At 66.2% G+C, this 25939-nt stretch carries 24 protein-coding genes and 1 pseudogene; 14 read left to right on the top strand and 11 right to left on the bottom strand.

The features are described 5' to 3' along the window. Nucleotides 1-46: 46 nt before the first annotated feature. From ihfB to QM789_RS11275, 5 genes are all read left to right on the top strand, one after another. Complete coding sequence (gene ihfB / locus QM789_RS11295) at nt 47-334, top strand: integration host factor subunit beta (RefSeq protein WP_420351998.1); 288 nt, start codon at nt 47-49, stop codon at nt 332-334. Nucleotides 335-337: 3 nt separating this feature from the next. Next, nucleotides 338-694 carry a LapA family protein gene (locus tag QM789_RS11290; protein ID WP_420351997.1) on the top strand — a complete coding sequence of 119 codons (357 nt, stop codon included), beginning with the start codon at nt 338-340 and terminating at the stop codon, nt 692-694. Nucleotide 695: 1 nt separating this feature from the next. Further along, nucleotides 696-1367 (top strand): phosphoribosylanthranilate isomerase, encoded by a 672-nt coding sequence (locus QM789_RS11285; protein WP_420351996.1) that lies wholly within the window; start codon nt 696-698, stop codon nt 1365-1367. Nucleotides 1368-1426: 59 nt separating this feature from the next. Further along, on the top strand, nt 1427-2659 hold the full coding sequence (gene trpB, locus QM789_RS11280; protein WP_420351995.1) for a tryptophan synthase subunit beta: 1233 nt from the start codon (nt 1427-1429) through the stop codon (nt 2657-2659). 110 nt (nt 2660-2769) lie between these two features. Beyond that, on the top strand, nt 2770-3225 hold the full coding sequence (locus QM789_RS11275) for a hypothetical protein (RefSeq protein WP_420351994.1): 456 nt from the start codon (nt 2770-2772) through the stop codon (nt 3223-3225). A gap of 85 nt (nt 3226-3310) precedes the next feature. On the opposite strand, the gene QM789_RS11270 is transcribed toward QM789_RS11275, so the two are convergent. The 7 genes and pseudogenes from QM789_RS11270 to xdhA form a co-directional block, all read right to left on the bottom strand. Next, nucleotides 3311-4393 (bottom strand): BMP family ABC transporter substrate-binding protein, encoded by a 1083-nt coding sequence (locus tag QM789_RS11270; protein ID WP_420351993.1) that lies wholly within the window; start codon nt 4391-4393, stop codon nt 3311-3313. 20 nt (nt 4394-4413) lie between these two features. Beyond that, entirely contained in the window at nt 4414-5343 is a 930-nt protein-coding gene (locus QM789_RS11265) for an ABC transporter permease (RefSeq protein WP_420351992.1), read from the bottom strand. Next, nucleotides 5340-6419, bottom strand: a complete 1080-nt coding sequence (locus QM789_RS11260) for an ABC transporter permease (RefSeq protein ID WP_420351991.1) — start codon at nt 6417-6419, stop codon at nt 5340-5342. The genes QM789_RS11265 and QM789_RS11260 overlap by 4 nt, the downstream gene beginning before the upstream one ends. After that, nucleotides 6416-7931: pseudogene (locus QM789_RS11255) on the bottom strand (ABC transporter ATP-binding protein). Before QM789_RS11255 ends, QM789_RS11260 begins: the two are co-directional and overlap by 4 nt. Then, nucleotides 7928-8854, bottom strand: a complete 927-nt coding sequence (gene xdhC, locus QM789_RS11250; RefSeq protein WP_420351990.1) for a xanthine dehydrogenase accessory protein XdhC — start codon at nt 8852-8854, stop codon at nt 7928-7930. The pseudogene QM789_RS11255 and the gene xdhC overlap by 4 nt, the downstream one beginning before the upstream one ends. Continuing rightward, nucleotides 8851-11106 (bottom strand): xanthine dehydrogenase molybdopterin binding subunit, encoded by a 2256-nt coding sequence (gene xdhB, locus QM789_RS11245; RefSeq protein WP_420351989.1) that lies wholly within the window; start codon nt 11104-11106, stop codon nt 8851-8853. Before xdhB ends, xdhC begins: the two co-directional genes overlap by 4 nt. Next, nucleotides 11103-12476 carry a xanthine dehydrogenase small subunit gene (gene xdhA, locus QM789_RS11240; RefSeq protein WP_420351988.1) on the bottom strand — a complete coding sequence of 458 codons (1374 nt, stop codon included), beginning with the start codon at nt 12474-12476 and terminating at the stop codon, nt 11103-11105. The genes xdhB and xdhA overlap by 4 nt, the downstream gene beginning before the upstream one ends. A 208-nt stretch (nt 12477-12684) precedes the next feature. Between xdhA and dnaE the strand changes: the two genes are divergently transcribed. After that, nucleotides 12685-16185, top strand: coding sequence for a DNA polymerase III subunit alpha (gene dnaE / locus QM789_RS11235; protein WP_420351987.1), 3501 nt, complete (start codon nt 12685-12687; stop codon nt 16183-16185). Here the strand turns inward: dnaE and QM789_RS11230 are convergent. Next, entirely contained in the window at nt 16121-16483 is a 363-nt protein-coding gene (locus QM789_RS11230; protein ID WP_420351986.1) for an HNH endonuclease, read from the bottom strand. The two genes, dnaE and QM789_RS11230, sit on opposite strands and share 65 nt — an antisense overlap. Further along, complete coding sequence (locus QM789_RS11225; RefSeq protein ID WP_420351985.1) at nt 16386-16970, bottom strand: hypothetical protein; 585 nt, start codon at nt 16968-16970, stop codon at nt 16386-16388. The genes QM789_RS11230 and QM789_RS11225 overlap by 98 nt, the downstream gene beginning before the upstream one ends. A gap of 152 nt (nt 16971-17122) precedes the next feature. Here QM789_RS11225 and mgtE point away from each other — a divergent pair, with 152 nt between their 5' ends. The 8 genes from mgtE (at nt 17123) to QM789_RS11185 (ending at nt 24106) form a co-directional block, all read left to right on the top strand. Next, nucleotides 17123-18520 (top strand): magnesium transporter, encoded by a 1398-nt coding sequence (gene mgtE / locus QM789_RS11220; protein WP_420351984.1) that lies wholly within the window; start codon nt 17123-17125, stop codon nt 18518-18520. Further along, complete coding sequence (locus QM789_RS11215; RefSeq protein WP_420351983.1) at nt 18517-19053, top strand: 5-formyltetrahydrofolate cyclo-ligase; 537 nt, start codon at nt 18517-18519, stop codon at nt 19051-19053. The genes mgtE and QM789_RS11215 overlap by 4 nt, the downstream gene beginning before the upstream one ends. 45 nt (nt 19054-19098) lie before the next feature. Beyond that, the gene (locus tag QM789_RS11210; RefSeq protein ID WP_420351982.1) at nt 19099-19911 is read left to right on the top strand and encodes a TIGR00282 family metallophosphoesterase; all 813 of its coding nucleotides are present in this window, start codon (nt 19099-19101) and stop codon (nt 19909-19911) included. Between the two features lie 93 nt (nt 19912-20004). Then, a complete protein-coding gene (locus QM789_RS11205; RefSeq protein WP_420351981.1) occupies nt 20005-21786 on the top strand; it encodes an SLC13 family permease in 1782 nt (593 codons plus the stop codon). 9 nt (nt 21787-21795) lie between these two features. Next, nucleotides 21796-22161 (top strand): hypothetical protein, encoded by a 366-nt coding sequence (locus tag QM789_RS11200; protein WP_420351980.1) that lies wholly within the window; start codon nt 21796-21798, stop codon nt 22159-22161. A 66-nt stretch (nt 22162-22227) separates the two neighbouring features. Beyond that, nucleotides 22228-22968: a YebC/PmpR family DNA-binding transcriptional regulator gene (locus tag QM789_RS11195; RefSeq protein WP_420351979.1), complete on the top strand. Its 741-nt coding sequence runs from the start codon at nt 22228-22230 to the stop codon at nt 22966-22968. Nucleotides 22969-23013: 45 nt separating this feature from the next. Then, nucleotides 23014-23190 carry a hypothetical protein gene (locus QM789_RS11190; protein WP_420351978.1) on the top strand — a complete coding sequence of 59 codons (177 nt, stop codon included), beginning with the start codon at nt 23014-23016 and terminating at the stop codon, nt 23188-23190. A 34-nt stretch (nt 23191-23224) separates the two neighbouring features. Then, a complete protein-coding gene (locus QM789_RS11185) occupies nt 23225-24106 on the top strand; it encodes a DMT family transporter (protein WP_420351977.1) in 882 nt (293 codons plus the stop codon). Here QM789_RS11185 and choV read toward each other — a convergent pair. Both choV and choW read right to left on the bottom strand, forming a co-directional pair. Continuing rightward, nucleotides 24084-25088, bottom strand: a complete 1005-nt coding sequence (gene choV / locus QM789_RS11180) for a choline ABC transporter ATP-binding protein (protein ID WP_420351976.1) — start codon at nt 25086-25088, stop codon at nt 24084-24086. The two genes, QM789_RS11185 and choV, sit on opposite strands and share 23 nt — an antisense overlap. After that, nucleotides 25085-25921: a choline ABC transporter permease subunit gene (gene choW / locus QM789_RS11175; protein ID WP_420351975.1), complete on the bottom strand. Its 837-nt coding sequence runs from the start codon at nt 25919-25921 to the stop codon at nt 25085-25087. The genes choV and choW overlap by 4 nt, the downstream gene beginning before the upstream one ends. Nucleotides 25922-25939: the final 18 nt, after the last annotated feature.

Below are 25939 nucleotides of genomic sequence, written 5' to 3'. Positions count from 1 at the left end.
CGCTTACCACCGGGCGCCACCCGGGCAGATCCTGGGGGAATGACGCATGATCCGCTCCGAACTCATCGCCACGATCGCCGAGGAGAATCCGCATCTCTTCCAGCGCGACGTCGAAAAGATCGTGAATACGATCTTCGAGGAAATCATCGAGGCCATGGCCCGGGGCGACCGGGTGGAACTGCGCGGCTTCGGCGCCTTCTCGGTGAAGAAGCGCGACGCCCGCACCGGCCGCAACCCGCGCACCGGCGATTCCGTCGATGTGGACGAGAAGCACGTTCCCTTCTTCAAGACCGGCAAGCTGCTGCGCGACCGGCTGAACGGCGCGGCGGAGTAAGCCATGCGGATTTTGCGTCTTCTTCTGCTGGCCCTGATCGCGGCGGTTCTGGTCGTGGTGGCGGTGGCCAATCGGGCGCCGGTCGTGGTGCATGCCCTGCCGCCGGAGGCGGGCGATTTCCTTGGCCTGAGCTGGAGCGTGCAGATGCCGCTGTTCCTGCTGATCTTCGCGGGAATCGTGGTCGGGCTGGCGCTCGGCTTCGTTTGGGAATGGGCGCGCGAGCGGCAGCATCGGGTGACCGCAGTGAAGGCCAAGCGCGAGGCGGCCTATCTGGCGGGTGAGGTCGACCGGCTGAAGACCAAGGCCGACGAAAAGCCGAAGGATGAGGTGCTGGCGCTTCTGGATAAACCGGCGCGCTGAGATGGTGACGGTTGCGGTGAACCGGGGCCGCCCCGGCGGGGTGCGGGTGAAGATCTGCGGTCTGACCCGGCCCGAACATGTCCGCGCCGCTGCGGAGGCAGGGGCGGGTTATCTGGGCTTTGTCTTCTTTCCGAAAAGCCCGCGTCATGTGACGGTGCCGCAGGCGCGGGATCTGGTGCTGGTGGCGCCCTTCGGCGTGGCCAAGGTGGCGCTGCTGGTCAATGCGACGGATGACGAAATCGCGGCGATTGTCGAGGCGGTGCCGCTCGATATGCTGCAACTGCACGGCAAGGAAAGCCCGGAGCGGGTGGCGGCGGTCCGGGCGCGGTTCGGCCTGCCGGTGATGAAGGCGGTCGGCGTGTCGGAGGCGGCCGATCTGGCGGCATTGCCCGGCTATGAGGCGGTGGCGGATCAGATCCTCGTCGATGCCAAGGCGCCGAAGGGCGCGGCGCTGCCGGGCGGCAACGGCCTTTCCTTCGACTGGCGGCTGATCGCGGGGCGGACCTGGGCCCGGCCCTGGATGCTGGCGGGCGGGCTGACACCCGAAAATGTTGCCGAAGCGGTGCGGCTGACCGGGGCCGTGCAGGTCGATGTGTCTTCGGGGGTTGAGGCGGCGCCCGGAGAGAAGGATCCGGCGAAGATCGCGGCCTTCATCGCGGCGGCGCGGGGCTGAGGCCGCTTTACCCTTTGCCGCATTCGCGTTAAGCCGCAGGAAACAGCGCGAGGTATGACATGGCCGAGGATCTTCCCAACAGCTACCGCACCGGCCCCGACGAGAACGGGCGTTTCGGCATCTTTGGCGGGCGTTTCGTGTCGGAAACGCTGATGCCGCTGATTCTTGAGCTTGAGGCGCAATATGAACATGCGCGGCACGACCCGGAATTCTGGGCCGAGATGGATTACCTGTGGAAATACTACGTTGGCCGCCCGTCGCCGCTGTATTATGCGCCGCGGCTGACCGAGCATCTGGGCGGGGCGAAGATCTACCTCAAGCGGGAGGAGCTGAATCACACCGGCTCGCACAAGATCAACAACGTGCTGGGGCAGATCCTGCTGGCGCGGCGGATGGGCAAGACGCGGATCATCGCCGAAACCGGCGCGGGGCAGCATGGCGTGGCGACGGCCACCGTCTGCGCGCGGTTCGGGCTGAAATGTGTGGTCTATATGGGTGCCACGGATGTGGAGCGGCAGGCGCCGAACGTGTTCCGCATGCGCCTGCTGGGGGCTGAGGTGCATCCGGTGACCTCGGGGCGCGGTACGCTGAAGGATGCGATGAACGACGCGCTGCGCGATTGGGTGACCAATGTGCGCGACACCTTCTATTGCATCGGCACGGTGGCGGGTCCGCATCCCTATCCGGCGATGGTGCGCGATTTCCAGGCGGTGATCGGCAAGGAAACCCGCTGGCAGCTGGAAGAGCAGGAAGGCAAGGGGCGGCTGCCCGATACGCTGGTGGCGGCGATCGGCGGCGGGTCGAATGCGATGGGGCTGTTCCACCCGTTCCTCGACGATCCTTCGGTGCGGATCATCGGCGTCGAGGCCGGGGGCCATGGCGTGGATGAGCGGATGGAGCATTGCGCGAGCCTTACCGGCGGGCGGCCCGGCGTTCTGCACGGCAACCGGACCTATCTGCTTCAGGATGCCGATGGGCAGATCCTGGAGGGGCATTCGATTTCGGCGGGGCTCGACTATCCGGGGATCGGGCCGGAACATGCCTGGCTGCATGACATCGGCCGGGCGCAATATGTGTCGGTGACCGATACCGAGGCGCTGGAGGCGTTCCAGCTGCTGTGCAGGACCGAAGGCATCATCCCCGCGCTGGAGCCGAGCCATGCGCTGGCCCATGTGACGAAGATCGCGCCGGACCTGCCGAAGGACCATATCATCGTGGTCAATCTGTCGGGGCGCGGCGACAAGGACATCTTCGCCGTGGCGAAGCATCTGGGCACAGAAATCCAGGGTTGAGGAAAGATTGACGGGAGCCTTGCGGCGCCCGTTGACAAGGATTCCGGCTTGTATCAGGACAGCGGCAGAATGCTCTGCCGCCCCTTGGGGTGTATCGAAAGGTAATTGCCGTGGAACTCCGCGCCCTTGTCGTTCTGGCCCTGCTGCCGCTTGCCGCCTGTGGCGAAAAGGATGGCGAGATGCAGCTTTATCCGATTGCCGGACCGATCGCCGATGTGGCGCCGGCGAGCGTGATCAATATCAGCGCGGACAACATTGATCTGGCCTCGGGGACGATTTCCTTCCGGCTGCCGAAGCCGGACGACACCAAATGCCGCGGCAAGTGGAGTTCGGTGCGTCCGAAGGTGACGTCTCGGGAGCGGGGGATGTCGCTGTCGATCCGCGACACCGGCGGGCGCTACAAGAATGCGGTCGAGGATGTCGGCGGCGTCAACAACGGCGAGATCTATGCCATCTGCAAGGACGGCACCCGGGTACAGGGCAATTTCATCTCGGGTTCGGGCACCAATTCCGGGACCGGGACCGCGACGGATACCCGGGGGAACAGCTACAAGCTGCTGTTCTGACCCGTGATCACAAGGTGAGGGCGGCAAGCCGCCCTCCGGTTCATGCGCAGGGCCCGCGCCTTGCGGCGCGGCCCCTGCCGGGGCCTTACTTCGGCAGTTCCGCCTTGATCCCCTCGACGAAGAAATTCATCCCGGTGAGGGTGCTGTCCTGCGGCGTTTCGCCGTCCTTCAGCCAGGGGGAGCCGTCCTGTTTGTTCAGCGGGCCGGTGAAGGGGTGATAGGCGCCGGAGGCGATCTTGTCCTTCAGCGCCTCGGCTTCGGCTTTGACTTCCGCGGGAACGGCGTCGGTGATTTCGCCGATGCCCACCATGCCGGTGCCGATCCCGCCCCAGGTGGATTCGGATTTCCAGCTTCCGTCGAGGGCTTCCTGGATCCGTTTCTTGTAATAGGGTTCCCAGTTGTCGATCGTCGAGGAGACGCGCGGCTTCGGCGCGAAGGAGATCATGTCGGACGCCTGACCGAAGGTGTAGACGTTGCCCTTTTCCTGCGCCTTGGCCTGCGGGGCGGTGGAGTCGGTGTGTTGCAGCACGAAATCGCAGCCCTCGGAGATCAGCGCGGCGGCCGCATCGGCTTCCTTGGCCGGGTCGAACCAGGTGTAGGCCCAGACGACCTTCATCTCGACATCCGGGTTGACCTTCTTCGCGTGGATATAGGCGGCGTTGATGCCCTGGATGACCTCGGGGATCGGGAAGGAGCCGATATAGCCGATCTTGTTGGTCTTCGTCATCCGCCCGGCGATCGTGCCCTGAATCGCGCGGCCTTCATAGAAGCGCGCGTCATAGGTGGCGAGGTTCTCGGCCAGTTTGTAGCCGGTGGCGTGCTCGAACTTCACCTTCGGGAATTTCTTCGCGACGTTGACGGTGGCATCCATGAAGCCGAAGGAGGTCGCGAAGATCAACTGGTTGCCCTGGAGCGCGAGCTGGGTCAGGGCGCGTTCCGCATCCGGGCCTTCGGGGACGTTTTCGATGAAGGAGGTGACGATCTTGTCGCCGAATTCCTTTTGCACCGCCAGCCGCGACTGATCATGCTGATAGGACCAGCCCATGTCGCCCACGGGGCCGACATAGATGAAGCCCACCTTCAGCGGTTCGGCGGCGCGGGCGGCGATGCCGGTGCTGGCAATGACGGCCGTCGCTGCGGTGGTTTGCAGGAAGGATCTGCGGTTCATGGGGACTCCTGAAGTTGGCCTCAGTTCGAGGCATGGAACGACCGCCCGAGGGCCGCAGGGCCGGCCTGCGCCCCCTTGCGGTGAAGGGCGGACAGAAGGACGAGGACGACGATGGTCAGCACATAGGGCGCCATCGACAGCAGGTGCACCGGGATCGCATAGCCCGCGGCCTGAAGTTGCAGTTGCAGCGCGGTGATGCCGCCGAAGAGATAGGCGCCGATCAGCACGCGCTCGGCCCGCCAGCTGGCGAAGACGACGATGGCGAGGGCGATCCAGCCCGCGCCCGCCGTCATGCCCTCGGTCCATTGCGGCACGCGCACGAGGCTGAGGTAAGCGCCGCCGAGGCCCGCGAGCGCGCCGCCGAAGGCCAGTGCCGCGCAGCGCACCGCGATGACCCGGTAGCCAAGGGCATGGGCCGCGTCATGGTTTTCGCCCACGGCGCGGAGGATCAGCCCGGCGCGGCTGTATTTCAGGAAGGCCCAGATCGCGGCCACCAGCGCAAGCGACAGATAGACCATCCAGTCATGCGAGAACAGGATCGGGCCCAGGACGGGGATATCCGCCAGCGGGCCGAATGGCAGCTTGCCGGTGGCGGGGGGGCGGATGCCCTCGAACGGTTTGCCCAGCAGCGCCGAGAGGCCGAGGCCGAAGAGCGTCAGCGCGAGGCCCGTCGCCGTCTGGTTCGACAGCAGCACCTGCGTCAGCACCGCGAACAGCGTGGCCATCGCCGCCCCCGCCAGCGCCCCGCCAAGAAAGCCCAGAACCGGGCTTCCGGTGGCGACGGCAGTGGCAAAGCCCGCGACGGCGCCGGTGATCATCATCCCCTCGACGCCGAGGTTCAGCACGCCCGCCTTTTCCGCCACCAGCTCGCCCGAGGCCGCCAGCAGAACGGGCGTCGATGCCACCATCAGCATCGAGATGAGCGTGACGATATCAATGCCGCCGATCATGTGCGCTTGCCTCCGATGCGGATACGGTAATTCGTCAGCAGGTCGAACCCCAGCAGGAAAAACAGCAGCATCCCCTGAAACACCTGAATCGCGGCAGAGGGCAGCGACAGCATGAGCTGCGCCATGTCGCCGCCGATATAGGTCAGCGCCATCAGCAGCCCGGCAAGCAGGATCCCCACCGGATGCAACCGGCCCAGAAAGGCGACGATGATCGCGGTGAAGCCGTAGCCAGCGTTGAAGCCATCGGTGATCTGACCCGAGGGGCCGGAGACCTCGAACAGCCCGGCAAGGCCCGCGAGCGCGCCTGAGAGGCCGAGGCAGAACATCACCAGCCGCGCCGGAACCACGCCCGCGAAGCGCGCGGCCCGGGGGGCCTCGCCCGCCACGCGGATGCGGAAGCCCGCGATGTGGCGCTGCATCAGCACATAGACGAACAGCACCGCACCGAGCGCCGCCAGCACCCCCCAATGCGCGCCGGAGCCCTCGATCAGGTCGGCGTTGAAGGCGGAGGGGTATTGTTGCAGGTTGCGCGAGCCGGGAAAGCCCATGCCCTCGGGGTTCTTCAGCGGGCCGAAGGCCATATAGGCCAGCAGGAACTGCGCGACATAGACCAGCATCAGCGAAACGAGGATCTCGGACGTGCCGAACAGCACCTTGAGCACCGCCGGGATCATCGCCCAGAGGAACCCGCCAAGCGCGCCCAGTACCACCATCGCCGGGAACAGCAACGCGCTTTCCGCCGGATAGACGGCGAGCGCGAGCGACGCCCCGGCGAGCGCCCCCATGATATATTGCCCCTCGGCGCCGATGTTCCAGATCCCGGCGCGGAACCCCACCGCCAGCCCGCAGGCGATCAGGATCAGGGGCCCCGCCTTCACCAGCAGCTGGCCCCGGAAATAATCCGCATTGGGGCCGAAGAGCGGATCCCAGAAGATGGTGCGGATCGCCTCGATCGGGTTCTTGCCCAGCAGGGCGAACAGGATCCCGCCCGCGATCATCGTCGCGACGACGGCGATCAGCGGCGTGGTCCAGGACCAGAATTTCGAGGGCGTCGGGCGTCGGACGAGGGTGATCATTCCGCCGCCTCCATCCCATGCGCGCCGCCCAGCATCAGGCCGATTTCGTCGATCGTCAGCCCCTCGGTCGGGCGCGGCGGGCTGAGGCGGCCTTCGTTCAGGGCGCAGAAATGGTCCGCAACCTCCATCAGTTCGTCGAGGTCTTGCGAAATCACGATCACCGCGGCGCCTTTCCCGGCCAGATTGAGGATCGCCTGCCGGATCGAGGCCGCCGCCGCCGCATCCACCCCCCAGGTCGGCTGGTTGACGATCAGCACCTCGGGGTTTTGCAGCACCTCGCGGCCGATGACGTATTTTTGCAGGTTCCCGCCCGAGAAGCGCCCGCGCCGCGACCCAGGGGCCGGGGGTGCGCACGTCGAATTCCTGAATGATCTCCTCGGCGAAGCTGCGGGCTTCGTTCATGTTGAGGAATCCGTTCCTGGTCAATGGTTTGCGGATCGTTCCTGTGACGAGTGTGTTCTCGGTCAGGCTCATCGCCGGAACGGCGGCATGGCCCAGCCGCTCCTCGGGCGCCGAGAGGATGCCGCGCGCGCGGCGCGGATTGGGGCCGAGGGCGGAGATGTCCGCGCCCTTCATCACCACCGTTCCGGGGGCCGAGGGCCGTTCGCCCGCCAGCGTCGCCAGCAGTTCCTCCTGCCCGTTGCCCGCGACGCCGCCGATGCCCAGCACCTCGCCCGCATGCAGCGTCAGGGTCACATCCTTCAGCGCCGGGCCGAATTGCGACATCGGCGGCAGGTTCAGCCCCTTCACCTCCAGCACCGGCGCGCCAAGGCTGCGCCCGGCCCGATCGGTCACCGCGAACTCGCCGCCCACCATCATTTCCGCCAGTTCGCGCGCGGTCTTTTCGCGCGGGATGCAGTTGCCCACCACCTTGCCGCCGCGCAGGATCGTCGCGCCGTCGCACAGTGACCGGATTTCTTCGAGCTTATGGCTGATGTAAAGGATCGCGGTGCCTTCGGCGGAGAGTTTGCGCAGGGTGCGGAACAGGATCTCCACCTCCTGCGGCGTCAGAACCGAGGTCGGCTCGTCCATGATCAGGAGCTTCGGATCCTGAAGCAGGCAGCGCACGATCTCCACCCGCTGCCGCTCGCCCGCCGACAGGTCACCGACCAGCCGCGCCGGGTCCAGGGGCAGCCCGTAGGCCCTTGAAATCTCGCGGATCCGGGTCGAAAGATCGCCCATCTTCGGCGGCTTCTCCATGCCGAGGGCGACGTTCTCCGCGACATTCAGCGCCTCGAACAGCGAAAAATGCTGGAACACCATCGCCACGCCCGTGGCCCGCGCCGCGCGCGGTTCGGGCGGCGCGTAGGGCCGGCCCCGGAATTCCATCGTGCCGCTGTCGGGCTTGACCAGCCCGTAGATCATCTTGACCAGCGTCGATTTGCCCGCGCCGTTTTCGCCCAGCAGGGCGTGAACCTCGCCCGGCGCGACGGAAAAGCCCACATGGTCATTGGCGACCACGCCCGGATAGGCCTTGGTCAGGCCCTCGATCTTCAATAGTGTCCCCGTCACGCGGTGCGTCCCTCTTTGGCTCTGGCCGTTCCGGCTCCGCTTGCGCACAAGTCTTTCAATAGCCCGGCGGCGACGGAAATCGCAATCGCCTGTGGCGCTTTTCCAAGCGATGGATCACCGATTGGGCAGGTGATGCCCGAAATCCGGGCGTCGCTATGCCCCAGGGTCCGCAGCCGCCCCCGGAACCGCGCCCATTTCGTGGCCGAGCCGATCAGCCCGCAGCCCGCAAAACCATGGCTCAGCAGCCGGTGGCACAGCTCCAGATCCAGCGCATGGGAATAGGTCAGGATCAGGTGCCGCGCCCCCAGCGGCGCCAGCGTGACCAGATCGGCGGGGTTTTCGGCGATCAGCGGCGTCACCCCCTCCGGCACCATTTCCGGGAAGCGCTCCGGCCCGGTATCCGCCCAGCGGATCCGCACCCCCGGCAGCGGCGCCAGTACGTTGACCAGCGCCCGCCCGACATGCCCCGCGCCCCAGATCCACAGCTCATCCGGCGGCGGTGCCACCGCTTCGATCAGCCAGCCGTCGATCAGCAGGGCGGGCGCCTCGCCCCGGTCCCGCGCGCGTGCCAGCGCCCGGCGCACGGACAGCGGCATCGGCCCAGGCCCGCGCGCGTGCCAGCCCTCCGCCACGGGCGCGCCGGTCATCGGCTCATAGGCCAGCACCACCGATCCGCCGCAGCATTGCCCCATCGCCGGGCCGAGCGCGATCCGTTCCAGCCGCAGCGTCCGGGTCGCCCGCGCCCGCGCGATTGCCTCGTATTCCAGCCGCCCGCCGCCGATCGTGCCCTCGGTCCGGTCGGGCCAGACCAGCATCGCCGCGCCCGGTTCGCGCGGGGCGGAGCCCTTCACCTCGGCCACCAGAACCCGCACGAAGGGGCCACGCGCGCCCGCCCGCGCCAGCATCTCCGGGTCGATACTCATGCCCCCCTCGCATGTGCACAGGCGGCCAGAACGGCCTCCGCCGTGGCCGGGGCGCGTAGCGCGGGCCAGTTCGGGCCGCAGGCCGCGCAGGCATCCTGCAACGCCAGAAAGGCCGAAATTCCCAGCATGAACGGCGGCTCCCCCACCGCCTTCGACCGATAGATCAACTCCTCCCGGTTCGGCTCGTCCCACAGCGCGACGTTGAACACCCGGGGCCGGTCGGAGCAGGCCGGGATCTTGTAGGTCGATGGCGCATGGGTCATCAGCCGCCCCTTGCCGTCCCAGACCAGTTCCTCCGTCGTCAGCCAGCCCGCGCCCTGCACATAGGCGCCTTCGACCTGCCCGATATCGAGCGCGGGGTTCAGGCTGTCGCCCGCGTCGTGCAGGATGTCGGCGCGCAGGATCCGGTTCTCGCCGGTGAGCGTGTCGATCACCACCTCGGTCACCGCCGCGCCATAGGCGAAGTAGAAGAACGGCCGTCCGCGCCCCTGCACCCGGTCCCAACTGATCTTCGGCGTGGCATAGAAGCCGGTGGAGGACAGGCTGATCCGCGCGGCATAGGCCAGCGCCGCGACCTCCTCGAAACCGTAATCCCGTTCGCCCGCCCGGACCCGGCCATCCGCGAAGACCGCCTCGCCGCCCAGAAATTCGGTCAGCCGGGCCTTGATCGTCTCGCAGGCGGCCTTCACCGCCATGCCGTTCATATCCGCCCCCGAAGAGGCCGCCGTGGCCGAGGTATTCGGCACCTTCGACGTATCCGTTGCGGTGATCCGCACATGGTCCAGATCCACGCCGAAGACCCGCGCCGCGACCTGACGGCATTTCTGATGCAGGCCCTGACCCATCTCCGTCCCGCCATGGTTGAGCAGGATCGACCCGTCGGAATAGACATGCACCAGCGCGCCCGCCTGGTTCAGGTGGGTCAGCGTGAAGGAGATCCCGAATTTCACCGGGCTCATCGCGATGCCGCGTTTCAGCGTCCGGTTCGCGGCGTTCCACTCCGCGATCGCGGCCTTGCGCGTATGGTAGTCGCTGCTGTCCATCAGTCGCGGTACCAACCGATCCAGCACGAAATCCTCGACCTCCTGTCCGTAATGCGTGCTGAGGAAGGGCGCCTGCGCGGGATAATAGTTGCGTTGCCGCAATTCGCTCGGCTCCAGCCCCATGACATGGGCCAGATGCTCCACCGCCGCCTCGCAGCCCAGCATGCCCTGTGGTCCGCCAAAGCCGCGATAGGCGGTGTTCGACTGTGTGTTGGTGCGCAGCCGGTGGCTCTCGATCCGGATTGCCGGGATGTAATAGGAACTGTCGGCATGCAGCATCGCCCGGTCGCAGACCGGCAGGCTGAGGTCCGGGGACCAGCCGCAGCGGGCGAGATGCACGAACTCCGCGCCCAAGATCTTGCCCTCGGCATCCGCCCCGATCCGATAGCGGATGGTGAAATCGTGCCGCTTGCCGGTGATCACCATGTCATCGTCGCGGTCGTAGCGCATCTTGCACGTCCGCCCGGTCAGCCGCGCCGCCACGGCGCAGGCGATGGCGAGGTGATTGCCCTGCGATTCCTTGCCGCCGAAACCGCCACCCATCCGGCGCATCTCCACCCGGACGTCGTTCATATGGACGCCGATGGCATGGGCGACCTTGTGCTGAATTTCCGTCGGGTGCTGCGAGGAACATTGGATCAGCACGCCCTGATCCAGCGGATGGGCGATAGCGGCCTGACCCTCCAGGTAGAAATGTTCCTGACCGCCCATCTCAAAAGTGCCCTCGGCGATATGGCTGGCCTGCGACAGCGCCGCACCGGCATCGTCGCGCGACCAGACGACCGGGCCGCCCTCGAACCGGCTGCCCGCCGCATAGGCCGCTTCGATGGTCAGCAGTGCGGGGCGCGGGGTGTAGGTGATCCGCGCCTTGCGTGCCGCGATCCTGGCCGCGCGATGCGAGGTGGCGATCACGAGGAAGATCGGCTGGCCGACGAAATGCACCTCGCCCTCGGCCAGAACAGGTTCGGGCAGCGGCGCGGGCGAGGCGTCATTGTCGAACGGCAGATCCTGCGCCGTCAGCACCCGCACCACACCGGGCGACTGCCGCACCGGGTCGAGGTCGATGGCATCGATCGTCGCGCTCGCCTCGGTCGAGAGGCCAAAGGCCAGATGCAGCGTGCCCGCCGGAACCGGCGTATCATCGACGTAACGCGCATGACCGGTGACATGAAGTTCCGCAGAATCATGGGGTTGCGAGCGTGCGTTCATGCCGAGACCTCCAGCACCGAGACCGCTTCGCCCCGCCGTTCCCGGATATAGCGCAGCGCCATCGCCTGCGCGGTCTGCATCCGGTAGGCGGCGGAGGCGCGCATGTCGCTCATCGGCGCGAAATCCTGTGTCATGGCGGGAAGCGCGGCGGCGATGGCGGCTTCGGTGAAGGGAATGCCGGTGATCGCGGCCTCAAAGGCGCTGGCGCGTTTCGGCGTGCCCGCCATGCCGCCGAAGGCCACGCGGGCGGCGGTGATCGTGTCCCCCTCGACCGTCAGGTTGAAGCAGCCGCAGACGGCGGAAATATCCTGATCGAACCGCTTCGACAGTTTGTAGCACGCCAGCCCCGGCGCGGATTTCGGCAAGAGGATGGATTCAACGAATTCAGATGGTTGCCGGTCTTGCTTGCGATAGTCTATGAAGAAATCCTCCAGCGGCATCACCCGCCGCACATCGCCCCGGCGCAGCACGAGCCGCGCGCCCATCGCGATCAGCGCGGGCGGCCCGTCGCCGATGGGCGAGCCATTGGCGATATTGCCGCCGATCGTCGCCGACTGCCGCACCTGCTCCGAAGCGAACCGCCGCAGCATCGCCGCCAGCGCGGGATGCGGCCCCTGCGCCCATTTGCGCAGCGCGGCGATGGTTACCCCGGCACCCATGCACACCTCATCCGGTGCATCAACAATGGTCTGCATATCACTGCAACCATTCAGAAATGCTACCTCCGGAAGGTCGCGCAACTGCTTCGTCACCCAAAGCGCGACATCCGTCGCCCCGGCGATCAGCGTGGCCGAGGGATGCGTCAGATACCACGCCGCCAGTTCATCCGAATTCCGCGGGCGGAAGGCCGTCTCGGTGCCCCGGGTCGCTTCCGGCAGGGCACGGCCCCTGTCGTCGACCCAATCAGGTGCCGGCTCCGCCCGCGCCGCAGCGCAGGCCCGGATGATCGGCGCGTAGCCCGTGCAGCGGCACAGGTTCCCGGCCAGAACGTCATCGTCATCCGTCCGCCCGTTCAGATGCGCCGTCGCCATCGAGACCACGAAACCCGGCGTGCAGAACCCGCATTGCGAGCCGTGATGCGCCACCATCGCGCGCTGAACCGGATGCAGGTGGCCATCCGGCGCGGCGATCCCCTCGACCGTGCGCAGCGCCTTGCCCGCGATCTGCGGCAGCATCAGGATACAGGCGTTCAGCGCCCGCGTGCCGTCCGCATCGCTCACCATCACCGTGCAGGCGCCGCAGTCGCCTTCGTTGCAGCCCTCCTTGGTGCCGGTCAGGCCCTCCGCGCGCAGCCAGTCGAGCACGCTCACCGTCGGGCGGTCGATCCGCGCGGTGCGGGTTTCTCCGTTCAGAAGAAACGAAATTTCCATCGTCATATCCGCCGCGTTACCGGTTCCGCGGCCTCCCGTCCGATGCGGCGTAGAATGGGGGCCTTGGTTCAGCAGACCGCAGGCGCCGCGCCTTGGCAAGCATGCCGCGGCGTGCCCCGGCGCATCATGCGGCGTTTGCCTGAAAATTGGGCGAATGTGCCAGAGGTTGCGGCTTTCGTTCGGGCGCGCGGCACCTTATCCTGGGGCCATGCCTCAGCCCCGATTCATCCATCTCCGCGTCCATACCGAATATTCGCTTCTCGAAGGGGCCGTCCCGGTCAAGAAGCTGATCAAACTGTGCGATGCCGCGAATATCCCCGCCGTCGCCGTGACCGATACCAACGCCATGTTCGCGGCGCTGGAGTTTTCGGTCAACGGGCTGGCCGCCGGGTTGCAGCCGATCATCGGCTGTCAGGTCTCGGTCACCTATGACACGCCCGCGCAGGGGGAGCGGCCGCGCGCCCCGGCGCCGGTGGTGCTGCTCGCGCAGAATGAACGGGGGTATGAGAACCTCGAAAAGCTGTCCTCCTGCCTGTATGTGGACAAGCACGGTGCCGCGCCGCAGGTGACGGTCGATGAACTCGCTGCCCATGCCGAGGGGCTGATCTGCCTGACGGGCGGGGCCGATGGCCCGGTGGGGCGGTTCCTTCAGGCCGGGCAGCGGCCGAAGGCGCAGGCCCTCATGGAGCGGCTGGCGGCGATCTACGGCGACCGGCTTTATGTGGAGCTGCAACGCCATCCGGGCGAGGGCGGGCGCCTGACCGATGGCGAACGCGCGACCGAGCGACCCTTCCTTGAAATGGCCTATGCGATGGGGCTGCCGATCGTCGCCACAAACGACGTCTATTTCCCGAAGCCCGAGATGTTCGAGGCCCATGACGCGATGATCTGCATCGCCGAAGGCGCCTATGTCGATCAGGCCGAACCGCGCCGCCGCCTGACGCCGCAGCATTATTTCAAATCCGAAGCCGAGATGGCGGCGCTGTTCGCCGACCTGCCCGAGGCAATCGAGAATACCGTCGAAATCGCCAAGCGCTGCGCCTTTGCCGCCTATACCCGCAAGCCGATCCTGCCGCGTTTCGCCGCGAACGAGGTCGAGGCGCTGCGCGAACAGGCCTGGGACGGGCTGCGCCGTCGGCTTGAGGTCATCCCCCATGCCGTCCCGGTCGAGGAGTACGAGGAACGGCTGCGGTTCGAGCTTGGCATCATCGAGCAGATGGGCTTTCCGGGTTACTTCCTGATCGTGGCCGATTTCATCAAATGGGCGAAGGCGCATGACATTCCGGTCGGCCCGGGGCGGGGGTCGGGGGCGGGGTCGCTGGTGGCCTATGCGCTCACCATCACCGACCTTGACCCGCTGCGCTACAGCCTGCTGTTCGAACGCTTCCTGAACCCCGAACGGGTGTCGATGCCGGACTTCGACATCGACTTCTGCATGGACCGGCGCGAAGAGGTCATCAAATACGTTCAGGGCAAATACGGCCGCGAAAAGGTGGGGCAGATCATCACCTTCGGCGCGCTTCTGTCGAAGGCCGCGGTGCGCGACGTGGGCCGGGTGTTGCAGATGTCCTATGGGCAGGTGGACAAGCTCAGCAAGATGATCCCGGTCGAGGGGGTCAAGCCCGTCAGCATCGAAAAGGCGCTGGCCGATGAGCCGCGCCTGCGTGAGGCGGCGAAGAACGAAGAGGTGGTGGCCCGTCTGCTGGGCTATGCCCAACAGGTCGAGGGGCTGTTGCGCAATGCGTCGACCCACGCCGCCGGGGTGGTGATCGGGGACCGTCCGCTGGATGACCTCGTACCGCTCTATCAGGATCCGCGCTCGGACATGCCCGCGACCCAGTTCAACATGAAATGGGTGGAAAAGGCCGGGCTGGTGAAGTTCGACTTCCTCGGGCTGAAGACGCTGACGGTGATCCAGAACGCGGTGAACCTGATCCGGAAGTCGGGCCGTCCGCTGCATGTGGATGCGGCGGGCAACACGCTTTATACCCCCGCCGAAGGGGCGGAGAACCAGATCAACGCGATCCCGATCGACGACGCCAAGACCTATGAACTATACGCCCGCGCGCATACGGTGGCGGTGTTCCAGGTGGAATCCACCGGCATGATGGACGCGCTCAGGCGGATGAAGCCGACCTGTATCGAGGACATCGTGGCGCTGGTGGCGCTCTATCGGCCCGGCCCGATGGAGAACATCCCGGTCTATTGCGAGGTGAAGCACGGGCTGCGCCCGCTGGAATCGCTGCATCCGACGATTGATTACATCCTGAAGGAAACGCAGGGCATCATCGTCTATCAGGAACAGGTGATGCAGATCGCCCAGGCGATGGGGGGCTACAGCCTCGGCGGCGCCGACCTGCTGCGCCGCGCGATGGGCAAGAAGATCGCGGAGGAGATGGCGAAGGAGCGGCCGAAGTTCCTTGAAGGGGCGAAGAAGACCCATGGAATCGACGCGAAGAAAGCCGGGGAAGTCTTTGACCTTCTGGAGAAATTCGCGAACTACGGGTTCAACAAGTCGCACGCCGCCGCCTATGCGATCGTCAGCTATCAGACCGCCTGGCTGAAGGCGAACCACCCCGTCGAATTCATGGCGGGGGTGATGAACTGCGATATTCACCTGACCGACAAGCTTGCCACCTATATGGGCGAGGTGCGACGCGCGCTTGGCATCACCGTGGTGCCGCCCTGCGTGAACCGCTCGCTGTCGACTTTCGACGTGGTGGATCAGCAGCTGGTCTACGCCCTTGGCGCGCTGAAGAACGTGGGCGTCGAGGCGATGAACCTGATCGTGGACGCCCGCAACGGCGAGCCGTTCCGCGACCTGTTCGATTTCGCCCGGCGCTGTGATCTGAAGCGGATCGGCAAGCGGCCGCTGGAAATGCTGGCGCGTGCCGGGGCGTTCGACCAGATCGACCCGAACCGCAAGCGGGTGTTTGACAGTATCGAGAGCCTGACCGCCTGGTCTGCCGCGGTGATCGAGGCGAAGACCTCGGCGCAGGTGTCGCTGTTCGGCGATGCGGGGGACGATCTGCCGCCGCCGCGCCTGGCCGATACCGACGACTGGCTGCCCGCCGAGCGGCTGGCCGAGGAGCACAAGGCGATCGGCTTCTACCTTTCGGGCCATCCGCTGGACGATTACCTGCCCGCGCTGAAACGCAAGAAGGTGCTGACCTACGCCGAAGTCGCGCAGAAGGCGCAGGACGGCCCGTTCATCGGCAAGATCGCCGGTCAGGTCGCCGCGCGGCAGGAGCGGAAATCGGCCAAGGGCAACCGGTTCGCCTTTGTTTCGCTGTCGGATCCCACGGGGCCGTTCGAGGTCACGGTGTTCTCGGATACGTTGGAAGCCACGCGGCAATATCTGGAACCGGGACAGGGTGTCGTGCTGACGGTCAAGGTGGATGTCGAGGGCGAGACGGTGAAGATGCTCGCGCAGGGTGCGCAGCCGATCGACCAGGTGGCGGCGGATGCCGGGGCCACCGGGCTCGACATCCATGTCGAGAAGCCCGATGCCATTGCCTCCATCGCGGCGCTGCTGGCACGGTTGGCCGAGGAGGGCCGGGTGCGGGCGCGCGGGCCGGTGCATTTCACCGTCTTCGATCCGGAAAGCGGCAACCGCTACCGGCTGAAGGCGGGGGAATTCCCGGTCAATCCGCAGGTGAAGGGCGCGATCCGCTCACTGCGGGGGGTGGCGATGGTCGAAGAGGTCTGACCTGAGGCCGGTCGCGCAGCAGGGCGTCGATGATGGTCGTGTAGCGCGTGGCGATCTGGCCGACTTCCTTGTAGGCGGTATCCAGCACCTGCCGCAGCGCTTTGTTGTTGGCGAGGGGCTGATAGCCGTGTCGCGCCATATGCGCCTTGATCCGGGCGATCCGCTCGGCTTGCCCCGCTAAAAATGTCGCGAAATGCTTCTCACCCTTCTCCCCGTTGCAGGCGGCGCAGGACGGGACCAGATTGCCCAGCCGGTGTTCGCCCAGGGCGCGCTTGCTGATCGGGATGGCATGGTCCATGACCAGATCCCCCGATTTGTCGCAAATAGGCGCATTTCCCCTCGAACTCCTCGATGACGTTCAGCCAGTCCTTCTTGGTGAACGTCTCCGGCTTGATCTGCCCGAGGAGGTAACGCACGAGGCCGTTTCCGCTTTTGCCGATGGAGAAGCTCTTGTAGCTCGCGCGGAGCGGCGGCGTCTCATATTCCACAGTCTCCTGCGGTGAGATTCCCTTTTGCCGGAGATAGTCCGTGAACAGGTCCAGCCTGTTGCTGGCCCATTGGCTCGTGACCCTGACCGTCACGCCCCGGACGACATAGGTCTGCCGCCAGTAGCGCACGGTATCCTTCGGTTCGATACGTTCCATGGCCCGGCAGAAGGGGAAATAGACGTTGAAGGTCTTCTTCGAATAGTCCGGATCCTGTAGCTGGGTGAACTCCTCCGGATGCTTCTCGCAATAGTCGAAAATCGCCGGGATGGCGCGCTGCACGATCTTGCCGATCTTCATGGGAACTCTCCGGGCCTGATTGGGGGATCGTGGCGCACAGGCATGAATGAAAGCTGAACGTGGAACCGTGACAGTGTGATGAAACCCGCCCGGCCCCCCTGTTGTCGGGGGCCGGGTGCGGCTATGGTGGCGCCAACGAAAACGGGGGCGGCATGGCGGACGATACGACGATTCAGCGGGCAGGGGATGACGGGCGCGAGGAAGAGGATTTCGCGCTCGACCGAGACCTTGTGGACCGCATCGTCGCGGCTGCTGATGCAGGTGATGCCGGGCAACTCAAGGATCTGATGGCGCCGCTGCACGCGGCCGATATCGCCGATCTTCTGGAACAGGTTTCGGCGGCGGAGCGGCGCGAGATCCTGTTGCTCTGGGGTTCCGAGATGGATGGCGACGTGCTGTCCGAACTCGACGATTCGATCCGCGAAGAGGTCATCGGCACGCTGCCGAAGCATGTTCTGGCCGAAGCGGTGCGAGAGCTCGATTCGGACGATGTTGTCGACCTGATCGAGGATCTGGAAAAGCCGCAGCAGGCGCAGATCCTTGGTGCACTGGATGCGGGCGACCGGGCGGCGGTCGAACAATCGCTGACCTATCCGGAATATTCCGCCGGCCGGTTGATGCAGCGCGAGGTCGTCACCGCGCCCGAACACTGGACCGTGGGCGAAACCATCGACCATCTGCGCCGGGACGAGGAACTCCCGGATCAGTTCTATCACGTCATCCTGGTGGATCCGGGGCATCATCCGGTGGCCTATGTGACGCTGGGGAAGCTCTTGTCGTCACGCCGGGACACCGCGCTGAAGGACATCACCGAAGACAGTTTCCGCACCATTTCCGCCCGACAGGAGGAAGGCGATGTCGCCTATGCCTTCAACCAGTATCACCTGATTTCCGCGCCGGTGGTGGATGACGACAACCGGCTGGTCGGCGTCATCACCATTGATGACGCCATGTCCGTTCTGGACGAGGAACATGAGGAGGACATCCTGCGCCTCGCCGGGGTGGGCGACGAAAGCTCGATCGCCGATACGGTGATCGAAACCGTGCGGCAGCGCCTGCCGTGGCTGGGGGTCAACCTTTGTACGGCGTTGCTGGCGGCGTCGATCATCGGCCTGTTTCAGGATTCGATCAGCCATCTGGTCGCGCTGGCGGTGCTGATGCCGATCGTGGCCTCGATGGGCGGCAATGCGGGCACGCAGACGCTGACGGTGGCGGTGCGGGCGCTGGCCACGCGCAACCTGACGGAGAACAACGTGCTCCGCGTCGTGCGGCGGGAGGCGATGGTAGGGGTGCTGAACGGGCTGGTCTTCGCGCTGCTGCTGGGCGTGGTGGCGGCGCTGTGGTTCGCGATGCCGGAACTCGGGCTGGTGATCGCACTGGCCATCATCATCAACCTGATGGTGGCGGCTTTGGCGGGGATACTGGTGCCGGTGGTGCTCGATAAACTGGGCGCGGATCCGGCGCTGGCCTCGGGGACGTTCGTGACGACGCTGACGGATATGGTGGGCTTTTTCGCTTTTCTGGGGCTGGCGACGCTGGTGTTGCTGTGACGAAATCCGAGGCGCGCCAGCATGCCTTTGCGGCGCGCAAGGCCGCCCATGCCGCCGGGCCGGGCCGCGCGGCGGAGCATCTGCGCGCGGCGCTGGCCCCCTTCGGCGCGGTGCCGCTCGCGGGCTATATGCCGATCCGGACCGAGATCGACCCGCTGCCGGTGATGGCCGCGCATCCCGGCCCGGTGGCGGTGCCGGTGATCGTGGCTCAGGGGCAGGCACTGGTTTTTCACCGCTGGACGCCGGGCTGCGTGATGGTGCCCGGCCTCTTCGGCGCGCAGGTGCCGGCGCTGGCCGCGCCGCTGGTGCCGCGCGTGCTGATCGTGCCGCTGGTGGGGTTCGACCGGCGCGGCTACCGGCTGGGCTATGGCGGCGGGTTCTATGACCGGACGTTGCAGGGGCTGCGCGCGCGCGGCCCCGTCACCGCGATCGGTTTTGCCTATGCGGCGCAGGAGATGCCCGCCGTGCCGGTTGAGCCTACCGATCAGCCGCTCGACCTGATCGTGACGGATACCGAAGTGATCCGCCCCTGACGAAAGGATTTGCCCTTTCCCGCGCCCCGGCCTATCCCGTCTGGCATGAAGATACTGTTTCTGGGCGATGTGATGGGGCGCGCGGGGCGTGCCGCGATCGCGGAGCGGCTGCCGAAGCTGCGCGCGGAGTGGGGGCTCGATTTCGTCGTGGTCAACGGCGAAAACGCGTCCTCGGGCATGGGGCTGACGGGGGAGCATGCGAAGCTGATCCTCGATGCCGGGGCCGATGTGGTGACGCTGGGCGACCATGCCTTCGACCAGAAGGACATGCTGCGCTTCATCGAGGCGGAGCCGCGCGTGATCCGGCCGCTGAACTTCGCCAAGGATGCGCCGGGCCGTGGCGCGCGTCTGTACGAGGATCGCCGGGGCCGGAAGGTTCTGGTGACACAGGTTCTGGGCCAGGTGTTCATGAAACGCGCCTTCGACGATCCTTTTTCGGCGATTGATGCGGTGCTGAAGAAGCATCCGCTTGGCGGTCTGGCGCAGGCGATCCTGGTCGATGTGCATTGCGAGGCGACCTCCGAGAAGATGGCGATGGGGCATTGGTGCGACGGGCGGGCCTCGGTCGTGGTCGGCACGCATACCCATGTGCCGACGGGCGATGCGATGATCCTGTCGGGCGGGACGGCCTACCTGACCGATGCGGGGATGTGCGGCGACTACGATTCCGTCATCGGCATGGAAAAGGCCGAGCCGATGCGCCGCTTCATCACCGGCATGGCGCGCGACCGTTTTACCCCGGCGGCGGGAGAGGCGACGCTGAGCGGCCTTTATGTCGAAACGGACGACCGCACGGGCAAGGCCACGCGCACGGTTCCGGTGCGGGTCGGCGGGCGGCTGGCGGCTTCGGGCCCGTAACTGTCGCTCCGGGGCGCCTTTTTCAGGCAGCTCGCTTGTTCTCTCCGCGCCGCGCGTTACACTCGCCCCGAAGCGAGGCACCCACGAGGAACCATGATCGACCTGCCCCTGACCGAATCCGGTCGCGCCCTTCTGGCCCTTGCGGTCGTGGTGGTGATGTTCGTCATGTTCCTGCGCGAACGGTTTCCGCCCGAAGTGGTGGCGATCGGCGGGGCGGCGGTGATGCTGGTGCTGGGACTCGTGCCCTATGCCGAGGCGCAGGATGCCCTGTCGAATTCCGCGCCCTGGACGATTGCCTTCATGTTGCTGATCATGGGGGCGCTGGTGCGCACCGGCGCGCTGAACGCGGTGATCCGCTTTGCGGAGCAGCATATTTCCGAACGCCCCGTGCTGACCATCGTGCTGCTGTATGGCATGACGATGAGCGCTTCGGGCTTTCTCAACAACACGCCGGTGGTGGCGGTGATGATCCCGATCTTCATCCAGCTCGCGCGCAAGCTGAACGCGCCGCCGTCGCGCTATCTGATGGCGCTGAGCTACCTGACGATCCTGAGCGGGATGTTCACGCTGATCGGCACCTCGACCAATATTCTTGTGGATGGGGTGGTGCGTCGCGATGGGCTGGAACCCTTCGGGATTTTCGAGATCATGCCGCTCGGGCTGGTGGTCGCGGCGGCGGGGACGGCGTTCATGGCGCTGTTCTCGCGCCGGCTGGTGCCCGACCGGCAGTCGATGGCCGCGCTGCTGGGGGAAGGGCGCAAGAAGAGGAAATATTTCACCGAGGTGGCGATCCCGGAGGAGTCCGGCCTGATCGGGCGGCCGGTCCTTGAGGTCGAGCATTTCCGCCGCGATGGGGTGCGGATCATCGACGTGCTGCGTGGGGATGCCTCGCTGCGCCGCGATCTGGGCGCGGTGGTGCTGGAGGCCGGGGATCGTGTCGTGCTGCGCACCGAGGTGGCCGAACTGCTGACGATGCAGCAAAGCACCGACCTGCGGCTGGTCGACAAGCTCTCCTCGGTCGAGACCGAGACGGTCGAGGTGCTGATCACCCCGGGCTGCCGTCTGGTGGGCCGCTCGCTCGGCGCGCTGCGGTTGCGGCGGCGCTATGGCGTTTATGTCGTGGCGGCGCATCGGCGCAACCAGAACATTGGCCGCAAGCTCGACGATCTGGTGGTGGTGGTGGGCGATACGCTGCTGCTCGAAGGCGCGCCCGAGGACATCGCCCGGCTGGCCGCCGACATGGATCTGGTCGATGTGTCAAAGCCGACGGCGCGGCCGTTCCGGCGCAGCCACATGCCGATCGCGATCGGGGCCTTTCTGTCGGTGGTGCTGCTGGCGGCGCTGGATGTGGCGCCGATCATGGCGCTGGCGGCGGTGGCGGTGGCGGTGCTGCTGCTGACGCGCTGCATCGACTCGGACGAGGCCTTCACCTTCATCGACGCGCGGCTGATGGCGATGATCTTCGGCATGCTGGTCGTCGGTGCGGGGCTGGATGCGGCGGGGGCGGTGCAACTGATCGTCGATGCCGTGGCGCCCTGGTTGCAGGATCTGCCGCCGCTCGCCGCGCTGTTCGGGGTGTATTTCCTCGGGCTGGTGCTGACGGAATTGCTGTCGAACAACGCCGTCGCGGTGATCTTCACGCCGATCGCGGTGAACCTGGCCCATGCGCTCGGGCACGATCCGAGGCCCTTCGCGGTCGCGGTGATGTTTTCGGCCTCGGTGGCCTTTGCCACGCCGATCGGCTATCAGACGCATATGATGGTCTACGGGCCGGGGGGATACCGGTTTTCGGATTTTCTGAGGATGGGGATTCCGATGGATATCGTCACCGGCGTGGTGGCCTGTCTGACGATCCCGCTGATCTGGCCGCTCTAGGAGGGTTCCATGCGTTTCGCGCCGCTTTTCATCCTGCCGTTCGCCGCCTGCGCGGCGGCGCTTCCCGCCAATCCGGACCGGATCACGCTGCTGGGCGGTGAACTGGCGGTGCATTTCTATGACGGTACGAGCTGCCGCGCCGATATCCGCACCACCCGGTCGGGCCGTTTCGCCGATTGCGGGCAGGTGATGGATTACGCCGTGGTCATCGACAAGCCGTCGCTGGCGCAGGGCACCGTGCTGGACAACCTGTTCGAGCCCTATGCCACCGTCACCCTGACCCGGCCTTCGGATAACCGCACCTGGACCTTCCAGACCCCGCAGGCCGGCCGCGTGAACGAGAACGGTTCGACGGGCTATGTGAAGCATCGGTGACTTGCCCTTGGGCGCCCCGCCGTTTTATAGAGGCGCCAATTTCAAGGAATTCGACGGGAGAAGGTCATGGCAGGCCATTCCAAATGGGCGAACATCCAGCACCGCAAGGGCAAGCAGGATGCGATCCGCTCGAAGATGTTCTCGAAGCTGGCGAAGGAAATCACCGTCGCCGCGAAGATGGGTGACCCCGACCCCGACAAGAACCCGCGTCTGCGGCTGGCCGTGAAGGCCGCGAAGGCGGTGTCGATGCCGAAGGACGTGATCGACCGCGCGATCAAGAAGTCGCAGATGGGCGACGCGGCGGATTACACCGAAATCCGCTATGAAGGCTATGGCCCGAACGGCATCGCGATCATCGTCGAGGCGATGACTGACAACCTGAACCGCACCGCGTCGAACGTGCGCAGCTACTTCACCAAGGCGGGCGGCAATCTGGGGCAGACCGGATCGGTCAGCCACGGGTTCGACCGCGTGGGCGAGATTTCCTATCCGCTGACGGCGGGGGATGTGGATACGGTTCTCGAAGCCGCGCTCGAAGCCGGGGCGGATGACGTCGAATCGGATGAGGATGGGCATTTCATCTACACCTCGGTCGAAACCCTGTCCGAAGTGGCCGATGCGCTGGAAAAGACCCTGGGCGAGGCGGCCGAGGCCAAGCTGATCTGGAAGCCGCAGACCACGACCGAGGTCGATCTGGAAACGGCGCAGAAGCTGATGAAGCTGATCGACCTGCTTGAGGAAGACGACGATGTGCAGACGGTGACGCACAACTTCGACGTTCCCGAAGAGGTCGCGGCGCAGCTCTGAGATGGTGGGCGCCTGCGGGCGCCCCTTCCTTTTGCGGAGGTAGAGATGGACTACAGTAAATCCGGTGGCCCGAAGGCCGGCCGCAAGAACGCCCCCGGCCATGCCGAGCACAACGCCAAGGGCAGCCGGAAGAATCCCTTCGGCGATGACGGGACGGACAAGGCCGCGCTGCTCGCCCGGATGAAGGCCGCCGCCCGGAAGGACCGGCCGGAGCAGGGCTGACCCCTTGCAGCGCACCGCAGAAGCGGGGGTGAACATGCGCGCTTCCTCTGCCGACCGGCCGGTTGAAGGCATCCTGTGGATGCTTGGCACGACCTTCGCCTTTGTCGGGGTCAATATCATCGTCCACCATATCGGGACCGGTGTCCCGGCGGCACAGAGCGCGTTTCTGCGGTTTGCCTGGGGGCTGGTCTTTGTCGCGCCGGGGCTGGTGTCGCTGCTGCGGCGCCCGCCCTCGGGGCGGGTCTGGGCGTTGTTCGGCCTGCGCGGGGGGCTGCAATCCATCGCCGTGCTGCTGTGGTTCTATGCGATGGCGCGGATCCCGATGGCCGATGTGACGGCGATCGGTTATCTGAATCCGATCGTGGTGACGCTGGGCGGGGCGATCCTGCTGGGCGAGGGGCTGGCCTGGCGGCGTGGGCTGGCGATCGTGGTGGCGATCCTTGGCGCGCTGGTGATCCTGCGGCCCGGCCTGCGCGAGATCGCACCGGGCCATCTGGCGCAGCTGGTCGCCTCGGTGTTTTTCGGCATCGCCTATCTGGTGATGAAGCGGCTGACGCAGGTCGCCACGCCCGCGCAGATCGTGGCGATGATGACGCTTGCGGTGACGCTGTGCCTGGCGCCCCTTGCCATCGCGGGGTGGCAGCCGATCGGGCTGGGCGATTTCCTGTGGCTCGGGCTGACGGCGCTGTTCGCGACGCTGGCGCATTACTGCATGACCCGCGCCTTTGCCAGCGCGCCGGTGACGGTGACGCAGCCGGTGCTGTTCCTGCAACTGGTCTGGGCAGCGCTTGCGGGGCTCGTGCTGTTCGGCGAGCCGGTTGACCCGTTCGTGATTTTGGGCGGCGGCATCATCGTTGCCGCCGTCACCTACATGGCCTGGCGCGAGGCTCGGATCAGGGGCTCGCGAGCCGCGTGATGGCGCCTTCGCGCGTGACCCGGCGCCCGTCCGTCAGCGCGACGGCGGGGGCCGTGGCCAGGTGGCGCAGCACCTCGCGCAGCGGCGTGTCGGGCGCGAGCGCAGGCCCCTCGGTCCCGCCCGGTTCGGCCAGATCGGCGGCGGTCAGCACCCCGAGCGGGTTCATATGCGCGACGAATTCCGCGACGTACTCATCCACTGGATTGGCGATGATCTCGCGCGCGGTGCCGATCTGCACGACCCGCCCGCCCTCCATCAGCGCGATCCGGTTGCCGAGCTTGAACGCCTCGTCGAGGTCATGGCTGACGAAGATGATCGTGCGTTTCAGCCGGGCCTGAAGCTCCAGCAATTCGTCTTGCAACTTCGCCCGGATCAGCGGGTCGAGCGCGGAGAACGGCTCGTCCATCAACAGGATCGGCGCTTCGGTGGCAAAGGCGCGCGCAAGGCCCACCCGCTGCTGCATGCCTCCCGACAGCTCGCCCACCCGCCGGTCGGCCCAGTCCGACAGACCGACGAGCGCAAGCTGCCGGTCGATCTTCTCGCGCCGCTCGGTCACCGGCATCCCGGCGAGTTCCAGCCCCAGCCCGACATTCTCGCGCACCGTGCGCCAGGGCAGCAGGCCGAATTGCTGGAACACCATCGCCACCCGGTTCAGCCGCAGCCGCCGCAGCGTCGCGGCATCGGCGTGGGTGACGGAGGTCAGCTTGTCGCCGTCGAGAATGCGCACATTGCCCCGGCACACGGGGTTCAGCCCGTTGACCGCGCGCAGGAGCGTCGATTTCCCCGACCCAGACAGCCCCATCAGGACCAGGATCTCGCCCTCGGCCACGCTCAGCGTGCAGTCATGCACCCCCAGCACCTGCCCGGTGCGTTCGTTGATCTCGGCGCGCGAGCGGCCCTGATCCATCAGCGGCAGGGCCTCTTGCGGCGAATCGCCGAAGACGATGTTCACGGCGTCGAATTCCACAGCGGTCCGGGTCATTTCTTGTCTCCCCTGCGCAGCATCCGGTCGAGGATGATCGCCACGACGACGATGATGATGCCCGATTCAAACCCAAGCGCGGTGTTGACGGAGTTCAGCGCCCGCACGACCGGAACGCCCAGCCCGTTCGCGCCCACCAGCGCCGCGATCACCACCATCGACAGTGACAGCATGATCGTCTGGTTCAGCCCCGCCATGATCTGCGGCATCGCCCAGGGCAGTTCGACCTTCCACAGCACCTGATTGCGGGTCGCGCCAAAGGCACGCGCGGCCTCAAGCAGCGGCTCGGGCGTTGACGACACGCCCAGATGGGTCAGCCGGATCGGCGCGGGCAGCACGAAGATCACCGTCGCGATCAGCCCGGGCACCATGCCGATGCCGAAAAACACGATCGCCGGGATCAGATAGACGAAGGTCGGCAGCGTCTGCATCAGGTCGAGGATCGGTTGCAGCACGGCATAAAGCCGGGGCCGGTGCGCCGCCGCGATGCCGATCGGCACGCCGACCAGCGTGCACACGACGCAGGCCGAAAGCACCAGCGTCAGGCTCTCCATCGTCGGTTTCCAGTAACCTTGATTGAGGATGAACAGGAACCCCACCACCACCAGCGCGACCAGCTTCCAGTTGCGCTGCAACATCCAGGTCAGCGCGGCGGCAATCGCCACGATCACCAGCGGATGCGGCGTCGCCAGAACCCACAGGATCGCGTTGATCAGATGGGTCAGCAGCCCCGACAGCGCGTCGAAGAAGCCGCCTGCATTGTCCTTGAGCCAGTCGAAGACGGTTTTCGCCGTCTTGCCGACGGGAATCTTGTTGGCGGTCAGCCAATCCATGTCGTTCTCCCTTTGGGC

Source organism: Paenirhodobacter sp. (genome assembly GCF_047600745.1).
Classification (GTDB): domain Bacteria; phylum Pseudomonadota; class Alphaproteobacteria; order Rhodobacterales; family Rhodobacteraceae; genus Rhodobacter.
The sequence above is the reverse complement of the archived record's forward strand: the minus strand, read 5'-3'. Positions and strand labels throughout refer to the sequence as shown.

Coding starts and splice junctions, on each gene's coding strand:
- choW (WP_420351975.1), bottom strand. CDS start 25,921: ATGGATTGGCTGACCGCCAACAAGATTCCCGTCGGCAAGACGGCGAAA.
- QM789_RS11205 (WP_420351981.1), top strand. CDS start 20,005: ATGATCGACCTGCCCCTGACCGAATCCGGTCGCGCCCTTCTGGCCCTT.
- QM789_RS11185 (WP_420351977.1), top strand. CDS start 23,225: ATGCGCGCTTCCTCTGCCGACCGGCCGGTTGAAGGCATCCTGTGGATG.
- QM789_RS11230 (WP_420351986.1), bottom strand. CDS start 16,483: ATGGACCATGCCATCCCGATCAGCAAGCGCGCCCTGGGCGAACACCGG.
- QM789_RS11290 (WP_420351997.1), top strand. CDS start 338: ATGCGGATTTTGCGTCTTCTTCTGCTGGCCCTGATCGCGGCGGTTCTG.
- QM789_RS11210 (WP_420351982.1), top strand. CDS start 19,099: ATGAAGATACTGTTTCTGGGCGATGTGATGGGGCGCGCGGGGCGTGCC.
- QM789_RS11200 (WP_420351980.1), top strand. CDS start 21,796: ATGCGTTTCGCGCCGCTTTTCATCCTGCCGTTCGCCGCCTGCGCGGCG.
- dnaE (WP_420351987.1), top strand. CDS start 12,685: ATGCCTCAGCCCCGATTCATCCATCTCCGCGTCCATACCGAATATTCG.
- trpB (WP_420351995.1), top strand. CDS start 1,427: ATGGCCGAGGATCTTCCCAACAGCTACCGCACCGGCCCCGACGAGAAC.
- QM789_RS11225 (WP_420351985.1), bottom strand. CDS start 16,970: ATGAAGATCGGCAAGATCGTGCAGCGCGCCATCCCGGCGATTTTCGAC.
- QM789_RS11270 (WP_420351993.1), bottom strand. CDS start 4,393: ATGAACCGCAGATCCTTCCTGCAAACCACCGCAGCGACGGCCGTCATT.
- QM789_RS11195 (WP_420351979.1), top strand. CDS start 22,228: ATGGCAGGCCATTCCAAATGGGCGAACATCCAGCACCGCAAGGGCAAG.
- choV (WP_420351976.1), bottom strand. CDS start 25,088: ATGACCCGGACCGCTGTGGAATTCGACGCCGTGAACATCGTCTTCGGC.
- QM789_RS11190 (WP_420351978.1), top strand. CDS start 23,014: ATGGACTACAGTAAATCCGGTGGCCCGAAGGCCGGCCGCAAGAACGCC.
- QM789_RS11260 (WP_420351991.1), bottom strand. CDS start 6,419: ATGATCACCCTCGTCCGACGCCCGACGCCCTCGAAATTCTGGTCCTGG.
- QM789_RS11265 (WP_420351992.1), bottom strand. CDS start 5,343: ATGATCGGCGGCATTGATATCGTCACGCTCATCTCGATGCTGATGGTG.
- QM789_RS11285 (WP_420351996.1), top strand. CDS start 696: ATGGTGACGGTTGCGGTGAACCGGGGCCGCCCCGGCGGGGTGCGGGTG.
- xdhB (WP_420351989.1), bottom strand. CDS start 11,106: ATGAACGCACGCTCGCAACCCCATGATTCTGCGGAACTTCATGTCACC.
- xdhC (WP_420351990.1), bottom strand. CDS start 8,854: ATGAGTATCGACCCGGAGATGCTGGCGCGGGCGGGCGCGCGTGGCCCC.
- mgtE (WP_420351984.1), top strand. CDS start 17,123: ATGGCGGACGATACGACGATTCAGCGGGCAGGGGATGACGGGCGCGAG.
- xdhA (WP_420351988.1), bottom strand. CDS start 12,476: ATGGAAATTTCGTTTCTTCTGAACGGAGAAACCCGCACCGCGCGGATC.
- ihfB (WP_420351998.1), top strand. CDS start 47: ATGATCCGCTCCGAACTCATCGCCACGATCGCCGAGGAGAATCCGCAT.